We start from the raw sequence: 12,185 nt of genomic DNA on the forward strand, positions 1-12,185 counted from the left end.
ATTATCTATTGACGTTGACCAAGCTTAGGGCGCAGGCGGGTTGATCGGGCGTCCAGAGCTTGCTGCGGGTGGTAGTCCCGGCCGCGACGGTCCAGAGTTCCTTGCCGCCGGCTTCCAGCCAAAAGAGGTCTCCGCCGTCGGTGATCGCAAGCAGCGAATTGATCGAGGGCCTGCACCTTCGCCTACATTGACACCTGACGTGGTCGTCCCCCTGCATCCAGGGCAACAAAAACGAAGCAGCCCTGTGTGACCTTCTGGATCTCGGCCGTATGCCGGACCCGCCGCCAAGCTTGGACGTCAATCGTCATGGACGTCCGCCCGACCTTCAGCAGACGGGTATAAATGCTGACCTCGTCACCCACGGCGACCGGACGGTGAAACACCACCCCATCTATCGCCACCGTGGCGCACCGCCCCCGCGCCTTCAGCGCGGCGGTCGTACTGGCGGCAAGGTCCATCTGGGACATCAGCCAGCCGCCGAAAATGTCACCCGCGGGATTGGTGTCGTTGGGCATCGCCACGACCCGGATCGTCAGGTCCCCGCCATCCGCCGCCATTTCATTATTCATGTCCACCTCTGTCACACGAACCGCCCGCCAGGGCGTGGGCCGGGTCTCGAACCATCAGGCACGCATCGAGCCGGTGTCGATGAAGCGCTGGTGCCAGGCCAGGGACTCCCGCAGCAGATGCGGTGTCTCGCCGCCGAATACGCCGTTCTCGGCACGGTTCAGGTAATCCTTCAGCATCGGCCGATATTCGGGATGGGCACAGCGGTCGCTAATCAGCCGCGCGCGCTCGCGCGCCGACAATCCCCGCAGATCGGCCAGCCCCTGCTCGGTCACCAGCACCTGCACGTCCTGATTGACGTGATCGACATGGGCCATCATCGGCACGATGGCGGAAATGCTACCGCCTTTTGCCGTCGACGGCGCCATGAAGATCGAAAGATGAGCGCTGCGGGCGAAATCCCCCGACCCGCCGATACCATTCTGCACGCGCGACCCCATGACACGGGTGGAATTCACATTGCCATAGATATCAGCCTCGATCATCGTGTTCATGGCGATGCAGCCCAGGCGCCGGACAATTTCGGGATTGTTGCTGACCTCCTGCTGGCGCAGCACGATCTTCTTGCGGAAGGATGCCATCTCGCGGTTCAGCAGGGCGGATGCCCCGGCGCTGACCGAAAAGGCGGCGCCCGAGGCCACCCGCATCTTGCCCGAATGAAGCATGGCCAGCATGCCGTCCTGAATCACCTCGGTAAAGGCGACAAGGTCGTCAAACGGCCCATCGGCCAACCCGGCCATGACCGCGTTGGCGACATTGCCGACCCCGGACTGGATCGGCGGCAGCGAAGGCGGCAGACGCCCGCGCGCGACCTCATGACGGAAGAATTCCATCAGGTGACCCGAAATCGCGCGCGCCGTGTCGTCCGTGCCGCGAAAGGAGGCGTTCAGGTCGGGTTCGTTCGTCAGGACGATTGCCGCGACCTTGTCCGGATCGACATGCAGCACGGTGTCGCCGATGCGGTCGTCGGGACGGCGCAATGGCAGTTCACGACGGTCGGACGGCAGGGTATCGCCTGCCCAGACGTCGTGCAGCCCCTCGATGGCGGGGTTATGCCACTCATTGACCTCGATGATGACCTTGTCGGCCAGATCGAGCCATGTCTTGTTGTTGCCGATCGACAGAGTCGGAATAATCGCGCCATCCTGCCGGATCCCCGCCGCCTCGACGACCGCCACGTCGATCTTGCCGAAGAAACCCGCCCGCACCCATGGCGCCAGGCGGCTCAGATGGATGTCGACATAGGCCGTGTCCCCCGCATTGATCCGTCCACGCATGTCGGGGTCGCCATTATAGGGGATGCGGAAGCTGACGCCGTTCGCCCGCGCCAGCCCGCCATCGAGTTCCGGGCTGGTCGAGGCGCCGGTGAACAGGCGCACGGCAAAGGGCATGCCGTCCCCCCGCGCCTCCTCCATCCGCCGGGCCAGGGCCCTGGGGACGGCCTTCGGCGTACCGGACGGCGTGAAGCCGCCCGTGGCCAGCGTCATGCCGTGATGGATATGACCCGCGGCGTCCCCGGCGCTGCAGATCTTGCGCCGCATGCCGGCATGTCGAACACGATCCTCGCCCATATCGGTCGCTCTTTCTGTTCTTCTTGTTTCCGGATGGCCGATCAGGCCGTGACCTCCACGGCGATCGCGGTGGCCTCTCCTCCCCCGATGCACAACGCCGCGACGCCGCGCCGGACGCCACGCGCGCGCAAGGCATGGAGAAGGGTGACGATGATGCGCGCGCCCGTCGCACCGATCGGATGACCCAGCGCGCAGGCCCCGCCATGTACGTTCAACCGGTCGGCCGGAATGCCCAGGTCGCGTTGCGCCGACATGGCGACGACGGCGAATGCCTCGTTGATCTCGAACAGATCGACGTCGCCGACCGACCAGCCGGCCCGATCCAGAACCTTGCGGATGGCCGGAATGGGCGCGGTGGTGAACCAGGCCGGTTCCTGCGCGTGGGTCGCGCAGGCCCGGATTTCGGCCAGGATCGGAAGGCCCGCGCGCAGGGCGTGCGACCGGCGCGCAAGCACCATCGCCGCCGCACCATCGGCGATCGCCGACGCACTGGCCGCCGTGATCGTGCCGTCCCTGCGAAAGGCCGCCTTAAGGGCTGGAATCTTCTCGGGCGAGACTTTCGGCGGATTCTCGTCAGTGGTGACGCGCACCTCCCCCTTGCGGGTCGCCAGCGTCACGGGTTCGATCTCCTGCGCGAACGCGCCGCCCTCCATGGCCGCTTGCGCGCGCGTCAGGGTGCGCCCGGCATAGGCGTCCTGGTCCGCACGGCTGAACCCGTACGCCGCGGCCGTGGCCTCGCCGAAATCGCCCATGGACCGGCCGCCTTCATAGGCGTCCTCCAGACCATCGCGCAGCATATGGTCCACAACCGTTTCGTGTCCCATGCGATAGCCCGTGCGCGCCCGCGGCAGCAGATAGGGCGCGTTCGACATGGATTCCATCCCGCCGGCCACGGCAATCGTCGCCGACCCGGCCAGCAGGGCATCGCGCGCCATGAACACCGACATCATGCCCGAACCGCAGACCTTGTTGACTGTCACGGCCCCCGTACCCTGGGGCAGGCCGGCGCCCAGCGCCGCCTGCCGGGCCGGGTTCTGCCCGACCCCGGCCCCCAGGACGCAGCCCATCGCCACCATATCGACCATATCGGGCGCCAGGCCGGCGCGGGCCAGCGCCCCGCGCATGGCGGTCGCCCCCAGCACGGGCGCCGTGGCGCCGGACAGATCGCCCAGGAACCGCCCCAGCGGCGTGCGCGCGGCCGCGACGATGACGGCCGGATCTTCATGTATCATGATGTCTTTTCCTTGTCGGGCGGCGCGCGCCGGTCAGCCAAGCGCCTTTTCCAGTTCGGGAACGATCTCGAACAGATCGCCGACGATCCCGTAATCGGCGACCTGGAAGATCGGCGCATCCTCATCCTTGTTGATCGCAACGATGATTTTCGAGTCCTTCATGCCGGCCAGATGCTGGATGGCTCCTGAAATGCCGAGCGCGATATAGAGATCGGGCGCCACGACCTTGCCGGTCTGGCCCACCTGCAGGTCGTTGGGGGCGTACCCCGCGTCGACCGCCGCGCGCGACGCGCCGATGGCGGCGTGCAGCCGTTCGGCAAGCGGCCCCAGGACATCCTGGAATTTCTCGGCCGACCCCAGCGCCCGGCCGCCGGAGACGACGACCCGGGCCGACGCCAGGTCCGGCCGGTCGCGGCTGCTCAGCGTCTCGCCCTCGAAACGGGCAAGCCAGACACCATGGGGCGCCCTCACCTCCTCGATCGGCACGGCGGCGTCGATCGTCCCGGCGGCGGCGAAGGCGGACGTCCGGATCGTCAGCAGCTTCTTTTCATCCGTGCTCTGGACCACCGCGACCGCATTGCCGGCATAGATCGGCCGCTCGAACGTGTCCGGCGAGACGATCCGCACCACATCCGAGACCTGCATGACGTCGAGCAGCGCCGCCACGCGGGGCAGGACATCCTTGCCGCCAGAGGTCGCCGGTGCGGCGATCGCCCGATAATCCCCGGCCAGAGACACGACGAGGGCGGCGAGCGGCTCGGCCAGCCCGTGCGCGAACGCCGCGTCGTCGGCCAGGATGATCCGCCCCGCGCCACAGAGTCTTGCGGCCGATTCGGCTACCGGCCCGGCGCGATGACCGGCGACCAGGATATGCACCGCGTCGTCCATCGCGCACAGCGCGGTCAGCGCGCGGCCCGTGGCGTCGGATAGCACGCGGTTATCGTGGTCCGCGATAAGAAGTATCGTCATGCTGGTCTCCGGAATGTCGCTGTTTCAAAAAAGACGTGTCAGACGAGGCCCGCCGCGCGCAGGTCTCCGACCAGTTCGGACGCGGTGGCGACCTTGATGCCCGGCTTGCGCCCGGACGGAGGCCGCACCGCCAGGACCTTCAGCCGCCGCCTGACATCGACGCCGTAATCGGCGGGCATGCGGATCGTCAGCGGCTTCTTGCGGGCCTTCATGATATTGGGCAGCGCGCAATGCCGGGGCTCGTTCAGGCGCAGGTCCGTGGTGACGATGGCCGGCAACGGCAGCGACAGCGTTTGCAGGCCGGCGTCGATTTCGCGCGTGACCAGCAGGCGTCCCTCCTCGGCCCTGATGGCGGAGGCGAACGTCGCCTGGGGCCAGCCCAGCAGCGCCGCCAGCATCTGGCCGGTCTGGTTGCAATCGTCGTCGATCGCCTGCTTGCCCAGGATGACGAGGTCCGGCGGCTCGTCCATGACGACCGCGTGCAGCAACTTGGCCACCGCCAGGGGTTCGACCGTCTCGTCGGTCTGGATCAGCAGGGCCCGGTCGGCGCCCATCGCCAGGGCCTGGCGCAGCGTGTCCTGCGCCTTGGCCGGCCCGATGGAGACGATGACCACCTCCTCGGCCTGCCCGGCCTCTTTCAGGCGCAGGGCTTCCTCCACCGCGATCTCGCAGAACGGGTTGATCGACATCCGCATGCCGGACAGGTCGATGCCGGTTTCATCCGCCCGAACGCGGGGCCTGGCATTGGCGTCGAGAACCATCTTTACAGGCACAAGTATTTTCTTCACGATTTCTGCTCCTTCCGAGGAATGTATCCGGGGCCGCGCGTCAGAAATTCTCGGTGGCCAGGGCCATGATGGGCGCGCCCCCCGCGCCGATCTGCCGCGCCAGCGCGCCCGCCTGCGGCAGGATGCGGTCGGCGAAGAACCGGCCGACCGCGATCTTGCGCCGCGCATGCGCGTTGGCGTTCGCCCCCATGTTCAACACGGTCAGGGTCATGCGCAGCCACAGCCAGCCGAAGGTGACCAGCGCGAACAGGCGCAGGTAATCGGTGGCCGCCGCGTTGCGCTCGTCCGATGCGACAAGGTCGCCATCGATCAGGCGCGCCGTGACCTGATCCAGATGCGCCAGCGCCTCGCGCACGGCCACGCACTGGGATGCGGCTTCCGCGATGCCGTCCGCCTGTTCCAGTGTGTCCCGGATCAACCCGAGGAACATCCGAACAGGACGGCCACCGTCGAGGGGCAATTTCCGCAGCACCAGATCCTGCGCCTGGATGCCGTTCGTCCCTTCGTAGATCATGGCGATCCGGGCATCGCGAACGAACTGTTCCTGACCCCATTCGCGGATATAGCCGTGACCACCCAGCACCTGCTGGCCCAGCACGGCGGCCTCGAACCCGAAATCGGTCAGGGCGGCCTTGATGACCGGCGTCAGCAGGGCCACCAACCCGCCGGATGCGCGCCGGATTTCCGGATCGGGATGGCATTTTTCCTTGTCCATCTCCAGCGCCGTGAACAGGCTCAGCGCACGTCCGGCCTCGATGAAGGACAGCATCGACAGCAGCATCCGCCGGACGTCCGGATGAGCGATGATCGGCGCGGTGCCGGCGACACCCGTCGCCCGCCCCTGCAACCGTTCGCGCGCATAGGTCGCGGCGGTCTGGTAGGAGGCATCGGCTACGCCCAGCCCCTGCACGCCGACGAACAGGCGCTCGGCATTCATCATTGTGAACATCGCCGCCAGACCGCGATGCGCCTCCCCCACCAGCCAGCCCCGGCAGCCGTCATAATTCATGACGCAGGTGGGCTGCGCATGAATGCCCATCTTGTGTTCCAGCGCGCCGACCGAAATGGCGTTGCGCGCCCCCGGCGTCCCGTCACGATCGACCAGATATTTCGGACACAGGAACAGGCTGATGCCCTTCGTGCCCGCCGGCGCATCCGGCAGCCGCGCCAGCACGAGATGTATGACGTTTTCCGCCATGTCGTGATCGCCGGAGGAGATGAAGATCTTCGACCCGGTGACCGTGTACGACCCGTCGCCGCGCGGCACCGCCGTTGCCTTCAGCATGCCCAGGTCGGACCCGGCGCCTGCTTCGGTCAACGCCATAGCGCCGGTCCAGGTCCCGGCAATCATCTTCGGCAGGTAAAGCGCCTTCAGCGCCTCGTCGCCATGGGCCTCGATCGCTTCATACGCGCCCCGCGTCAGGCCGGGAAACAGGCCGAAGGACAGGTTCGAGGCCGAGAGCATCTCGTCCACCAGGATCTGCAGGGTGCGCGGCAGCCCCTGCCCGCCATGATCCGGCGAAGCCGACAACCCGCCCCACCCGGCATCGGAAAAGGCCGCATAGGCCTGCGCGAAGCCCTTCGGGGTCCTGACGACGCCGTTTTCCAGACGGCAGCCCTCGGCATCGCCGCTCATGTTCAGGGGCTGGAGGATTTCCGAACAAAAACGTCCGGCTTCCTCCAGCACGTTCTCGACCACGTCGGTGTCGATGTCCGCATAGGCCGGGATTGCGGAAAAGACCTGTCCGGCGCCGAGGACATCCTTCAGCACGAACATCATGTCCTCGACCGGAGCCTTGTAGGATGGCATGTCCTGTTCTTCCTTCTTGTACGGCGTGACGCGCGTCAGTTCCGCAGGGGTTTGCCGGTGGCGATCATCTGGCGCATGCGCGCCCGGGTCGGTTCGGTCAGCGCGAGGTCCAGAAAGCATCCCGTCACGCGCGCGGTCAGCTCCGCCATGCTGACGGGCCGTCCGTCACCCGACAGGACGTCGGCCAGCGCGCCGGCGATCACGCGGTCATGGGGGGCGAGAGACGGCGCCAGGTCATCGACCACCCGGTCCAGCACGGCACGGGACGGCAGGTTCAGATCGGGGACCGTCGGCGGACGGAAACCGGGCCGCAACGCCAGGGTGGCGGCGCGGGCATCGCCGATCAGTCGGTCGGCATTCATCACGATGCGGTCGTCCGGCCGCAGCAAATGGGCGGCCTGCGCGGAAAAGGCGCCCGGCCATGTCGCCCCCTGCACCACGGCCCGGAGCGTCGCGGACGCCGCCGCGCCCGCGTCCAGTCCGGCGGCCTGATGACGCGCCAGCCATGCCGCGACGCCGCCCCATCCCGGTAGCAGGCCGACCTGCGCCTCGACCAGCCCGATCCGCGCCTCGGCATGGGCGACGATCCGATGGGCATGCAGCAGGAATTCGCATCCGCCACCGACGGCCAGCGCGCCGACCGCGCCGACGACGGGAAATGGCGCGCCGGCCAGGGCCTCGAACGCGCGCAGCCCGGCCTGCAGGAACGCCTCCAGCCCCGCGCGGTCGTTGCGTTCCGACAGGGCCAGCATGGCCTTGAGGTCCGCGCCGGCACTGAAGACCGGCCCGTCGTTGCCCACGACCAGCGCGTCGAAATGACGCGGCACTTCGGCGACGACCCGGTGCACGGCGTCGATCAGCGGCATGGTGAAGACGTTCAGCTTGGTGTGGAAGGCGAACAGCCCGACGCCGTCGTCCAGATCCCACAGGGACGCGGCCTCGTTCGACCAGACCGGGCGGCGGGCCAGGCGGAGTGCCGGCAGCGCGATCACGCCTTCGGCCGGGCCCAGGCGCGCATGGACCGCGCCCCGTTTCCCTGGGAGCAGGACCTCGCGTGCGCCACCCGCGACGCGATAGACCCCCCCGGTGGACGCGGCCCGCAGGAGGGAGGGGACGGCCTGCCCATCCTCGGCCAGACGGCCGGACAGCCATTCCGCCCCGATGCGGTCGATCAGTTCGAACGGCCCATGCGTCCAGCCATAACCGAGGCGCATGGCCTCATCCACCTGATCGGGCCGATCCGCGATTTCGGGCACCAGTGCGGCCGCATAGGCCAATGTCCGCGACATGACCGCCCAGGCATAGCGCCCTTCGAGATCGGTCCCGGCCATGAGCCGGCGCGGCTCGGCGTCCGGTACCGGTGCGGGACGCGGGTCGCGGTACGCCCCGCTGGACAGATCCAGCACGTCCCGCGTCCCGCGCCCGGCGCCCATCCGGTAGAATCCGCCGTCCCCCTTGCGCCCCGTCAGGCCCCGCTCCAGCATCGACGTGACAAGCGCGGGTTCCGCGTCATAGGCCTGGATGGCGTCATCGGCCGGCAGATTGGCCTGGAGCGAGCGGATCAGCCCCGGCATCAGGTCGATGCCGATCAGGTCGTACAGCCCGAACACGCCCGTGCGCGGCAGGCCGAACGGCCTGCCCATCACCGCATCGGCGGTCTCCACGTCGATGCCCAGCCGCAGAGCCTCGCCCAGCCCCGCCGCCAGCCAGAAACAGCCGATGCGATTGGCGATGAAGCCCGGTGTATCGTTGCACACCACGATGCTCTTGCCGAGAGCCACATCGATGAAGCGGCGCAACCGCGCCACCGTTCGCCGGTCGGTGCGTGGGCCGCTGACCAGTTCCAGCAGGCGCATCTGGCGAGGCGGATTGAAGAAATGGGCAATCAGCACGTCACCGGCCAGCACCGGGTCCATGCCCTCGACCAGATCGCGCAGCGGGATCGTGGACGTGTTGGACGACAGGACGCAGCCCGGTTTCCTGAACCGCGCGATCTCCGCGAACAGGGCGCGCTTGATCTCCAGACGTTCGGCCACTGCCTCGACAATCCAGTCCGCATCGGCGAGCAACGCCATGTCGGCGCGCGTGCTGCCGGTTCGCACCCGCTCGGCGAAGCCGGGCAGCATGAAGCCGCCCGCCTTGACCTGTCGCTCCACCGCACGGGCCGCGACTTCGCCATCGAGGTCCAGCAGCACGACATCCGCCCCGGCATTGGCCATGTGTGCCGCGATCCCGGCCCCCATGGTGCCGGCGCCGATGACCGCGCATTTACGGAATTCCATTTCTGCTTCCACATGTTTCATGTATCGGCCTCACATATTGGCGCAATTCGGACCGCCGCCGCCCTCGGGCGGGGTCCAGGTGATGTTCTGGGCCGGATCCTTGATGTCGCAGGTCTTGCAATGCACGCAGTTCTGCGCGTTGATGACGAAGGAGGGCGTCCCGTCCTTCGCGACGGCGACCTCATAGACACCGGCCGGACAATAAAGCCGGGCAGGCTCGCCATAACGCGGCAGGTTCTCGCGGATCGGGAGCGTTGGATCGGCCAGGCGCAGATGGCAGGGCTGATTTTCCCCGTGATTCGCACCCGACAGATACACCGAGGACAATCGGTCGAAGGTCAGGACGCCGTCCGGCTTCGGATAGGCCATCGGCGTGATATCCGCGAGAGGCAGCAGGCTGGCATGGTCGGGCCTGCGATGGCGCAGCGTTCCGAAGACCGACACCCCCGCAAGCGCATGGGTCCATATGTCCAGCCCACCAAGGGCGAGGCCTGCCAGGCCGAAACGCGACCAGAGCGGCTTGACGTTACGGACGGGATAAAGATCGCGGCCGATCGGCGACGTGCGCCACCCGCTTTCATAGGATCGCGGTGCGATCGTATCGGAGGCCGCGGCGATCGCGTCGGCCGCCTGCATGCCGGACAGGATGGCGTTATGCGATCCCTTGATCCGCGCGACATTCATGAAGCCTGCCGCGCAGCCGATCAGCGCCCCGCCCGGAAAGGCCACACGCGGCACCGCCTGCCAGCCGCCCTCGGTCAGGGCGCGCGCGCCGTAGGCGACCCGGCGTGCGCCCGCCAGCAACCCGCGCATGGACGGATGCGTCTTGAAACGCTGGAACTCGTCGAACGGCGACAAGGTCGGGTTGGCATAATCCAAATGGACGACGAACCCCACCGTCACCAGATTGTCCGCGCCGTGATAGACGAAGGAACCGCCGCCGGTATGCCGGTCCAGCGGCCAGCCGACACTGTGCCGGATCAGGCCGGGATGGCACTTCCCCGGCACGACCTCCCACACTTCCTTGATCCCTGTGCCATATTTCTGGAATCCGGACTCTCGGTCCAGCCCATAGCGGGCGATGACCTGCCTGCTCAACGACCCGCGCGCGCCTTCGGCAAACACGGTGTAGCGGGCGCGAAGTTCCATGCCCGGCGTGAAGGCGGCGGTGGGCTGACCATCCTTGCCGATCCCCATGTCGCCGGTGGCAATGCCATCGACGCGACCGGTGTCGTCATAGAGGATCTCGGTCGCCGGGAAACCGGTATAGATCTCGACCCCGAGTCCTTCCGCCCGGGCCGCCAGATAGCGCGTCACCGCGCCCAGCGATCCGACGAAACACCCCTTGTTGCTCATGCGCGCGGGAAACAGCATGTCCGGCAGCGAAAAGGCATGATCGCGCGTCAGGAAGGCCAGTCGGTCCTCCGACACCTCCAGCCGAAGCGGGCGGTCGTCCTCGTCCCGCCAGGCCGGCAGCAGGCCATCCAACCCGACAGGATCCATGACCACGCCGGAGAGGATATGGGCGCCGGTTTCAGCGCCCTTCTCCACCACGATGACCTGGAGTTCGGGTGCCCGTTGCTTGAGGCGGATCGCCGCGGCCAGGCCCGCCGGGCCCGCGCCGACGATCACGACGTCGCATGTCACTGCCTCTCGATCCTCACGATGCCCTGGCACCTGCATCCCCTCGACGTATGTGGTCCGATCAGGACGAACCGGAGAAAACCGTGTGCCCGGATACCCGGACGACAGGGCCGGATCACCGGCCTTCACACGATGCTCGACAAATCTACCAAACACTTGTTAGGTGCCATCTAGATACCGGCTCCGCCCATTGTCGAGGTGCAAAATGGGCAAGGAGGATCACAGATGCATGAGTGGTGCGGAAGACGAGCGGCAGGGCGTCATTCACGCTGGGGAGACCCGTTCCCGCTCTAGGCATAGGCATGAATGGCAAGTAGGCTGAGGTTCAGGATGACGACACGACGGAACCAGATGACGACAGCCAGGGGCGCCCAGCGTCGGCGCGCAGAGGCCGAAGACGCAGAACGCGCAATAGCGCCTCCTCACCGTCAGGCGGCGGCCGAGGTGGACCTGTCCGCAGCCGAAAGACGACGCGAAATCCTGGAAGTTGCGGCGCAACTTTTCGCGGAACGCGGGTTCAAGGCGACATCAATCCGCGATATCGCGGAGCACGTCGGCATGTTGGCCGGATCGCTGTACTATCACATCAAATCGAAGGAGGCCTTGTTCGTGGAAATCCACGACAAGGCCCTCGACGCGGCCGCGACCCGCGTTCAGGCCGCGATGCAAGCCTGTGATCAGCCGTGGGATCGATTGCAGGCTGCATGTGCCGAGATGCTGGAAATTCAGCTCAATCCTGAATCTCTGACGCTGCCGATCATGAACAATTTCCGGTCGGTGCCCGACGACATGAGGGCGCCTCTTGTCCGAAAGCGCGACGAATTCGAAATGATCTTTCGTAAACTCGTCGACGAATTGCCGTTATCCGCCAATATCGACCGCACCATTTACCGTATCCTGCTGCTGCGCCTACTGAACACGGCGGACGACTGGTATCGGGACGGACGCCTATCACGACGACAGATTGCAGAACAGATTGTCACGATCTTCCGTCACGGTGTCGACATGCCGGTCCGTCTCACCACTGCGTGTCACGGTAAAGAGGCGCCTATGGTTGACAACCAATCGACCGGGTAAGCGGCGTTATCCTTTTTCTCCGATCGCCCACTTTTCGGTCGCATGATGCGGGCAGAATATTACGCACTCGCAGAGCATAGGAATGACAACAATGCCTGACAAGCAGACGACAGATCCAGTGTGAAGATTCATGGCTAGTCGCTACGCCTTGGCCGGTATTCTCCCTGCTGTGATTATTTTCGGTGTTCCGCTGGCTTGGAGTTACGGACAGTCTATTGCAGACGCCCTGTTTTCGATGTTCTTCA

General features: G+C 66.5%; 9 protein-coding genes. 1 reads left to right on the top strand and 8 read right to left on the bottom strand.

The genetic code is table 11. The annotated features are described in order from the left end of the window. Positions 1-182: 182 nt before the first annotated feature. The 8 genes from HLH34_RS18570 to HLH34_RS18605 form a co-directional block, all read right to left on the bottom strand. On the bottom strand, positions 183-569 hold the full coding sequence (locus HLH34_RS18570; protein WP_183121054.1) for an acyl-CoA thioesterase: 387 nt from the start codon (positions 567-569) through the stop codon (positions 183-185). A 54-nt stretch (positions 570-623) separates the two neighbouring features. After that, entirely contained in the window at positions 624-2,108 is a 1,485-nt protein-coding gene (locus HLH34_RS18575) for a succinate CoA transferase (RefSeq protein WP_244960046.1), read from the bottom strand. A gap of 71 nt (positions 2,109-2,179) precedes the next feature. Continuing rightward, complete coding sequence (locus HLH34_RS18580; protein ID WP_183121056.1) at positions 2,180-3,370, bottom strand: thiolase family protein; 1,191 nt, start codon at positions 3,368-3,370, stop codon at positions 2,180-2,182. A gap of 33 nt (positions 3,371-3,403) precedes the next feature. Further along, positions 3,404-4,339: an electron transfer flavoprotein subunit alpha/FixB family protein gene (locus HLH34_RS18585; protein WP_183121057.1), complete on the bottom strand. Its 936-nt coding sequence runs from the start codon at positions 4,337-4,339 to the stop codon at positions 3,404-3,406. 38 nt (positions 4,340-4,377) lie between these two features. Then, positions 4,378-5,100 (bottom strand): electron transfer flavoprotein subunit beta/FixA family protein, encoded by a 723-nt coding sequence (locus tag HLH34_RS18590; RefSeq protein WP_183121062.1) that lies wholly within the window; start codon positions 5,098-5,100, stop codon positions 4,378-4,380. 67 nt (positions 5,101-5,167) lie between these two features. Further along, a complete protein-coding gene (locus tag HLH34_RS18595; RefSeq protein WP_183121058.1) occupies positions 5,168-6,937 on the bottom strand; it encodes an acyl-CoA dehydrogenase C-terminal domain-containing protein in 1,770 nt (589 codons plus the stop codon). 35 nt (positions 6,938-6,972) lie between these two features. Continuing rightward, positions 6,973-9,219, bottom strand: a complete 2,247-nt coding sequence (locus HLH34_RS18600; RefSeq protein WP_183121059.1) for a 3-hydroxyacyl-CoA dehydrogenase/enoyl-CoA hydratase family protein — start codon at positions 9,217-9,219, stop codon at positions 6,973-6,975. A gap of 30 nt (positions 9,220-9,249) precedes the next feature. Continuing rightward, positions 9,250-10,902 (bottom strand): electron transfer flavoprotein-ubiquinone oxidoreductase, encoded by a 1,653-nt coding sequence (locus tag HLH34_RS18605; protein WP_183121060.1) that lies wholly within the window; start codon positions 10,900-10,902, stop codon positions 9,250-9,252. 312 nt (positions 10,903-11,214) lie between these two features. Here HLH34_RS18605 and HLH34_RS18610 point away from each other — a divergent pair, with 312 nt between their 5' ends. Next, a complete protein-coding gene (locus tag HLH34_RS18610) occupies positions 11,215-11,940 on the top strand; it encodes a TetR/AcrR family transcriptional regulator (protein WP_183121061.1) in 726 nt (241 codons plus the stop codon). Positions 11,941-12,185: the final 245 nt, after the last annotated feature.

The organism is Gluconacetobacter azotocaptans, from assembly GCF_014174355.1.
Taxonomy (GTDB): Bacteria; Pseudomonadota; Alphaproteobacteria; order Acetobacterales; family Acetobacteraceae; genus Gluconacetobacter; species Gluconacetobacter azotocaptans.

What these genes read in the sequence shown, in the direction of transcription:
- HLH34_RS18570 (WP_183121054.1), bottom strand. Translation starts at nt 569, where the DNA reads ATGAATAATGAAATGGCGGCGGATGGCGGGGACCTGACGATCCGGGTC.
- HLH34_RS18575 (WP_244960046.1), bottom strand. Translation starts at nt 2,108, where the DNA reads ATGCGGCGCAAGATCTGCAGCGCCGGGGACGCCGCGGGTCATATCCAT.
- HLH34_RS18580 (WP_183121056.1), bottom strand. Translation starts at nt 3,370, where the DNA reads ATGATACATGAAGATCCGGCCGTCATCGTCGCGGCCGCGCGCACGCCG.
- HLH34_RS18585 (WP_183121057.1), bottom strand. Translation starts at nt 4,339, where the DNA reads ATGACGATACTTCTTATCGCGGACCACGATAACCGCGTGCTATCCGAC.
- HLH34_RS18590 (WP_183121062.1), bottom strand. Translation starts at nt 5,100, where the DNA reads ATGGTTCTCGACGCCAATGCCAGGCCCCGCGTTCGGGCGGATGAAACC.
- HLH34_RS18595 (WP_183121058.1), bottom strand. Translation starts at nt 6,937, where the DNA reads ATGCCATCCTACAAGGCTCCGGTCGAGGACATGATGTTCGTGCTGAAG.
- HLH34_RS18600 (WP_183121059.1), bottom strand. Translation starts at nt 9,219, where the DNA reads ATGGAATTCCGTAAATGCGCGGTCATCGGCGCCGGCACCATGGGGGCC.
- HLH34_RS18605 (WP_183121060.1), bottom strand. Translation starts at nt 10,902, where the DNA reads ATGCAGGTGCCAGGGCATCGTGAGGATCGAGAGGCAGTGACATGCGAC.
- HLH34_RS18610 (WP_183121061.1), top strand. Translation starts at nt 11,215, where the DNA reads ATGACGACAGCCAGGGGCGCCCAGCGTCGGCGCGCAGAGGCCGAAGAC.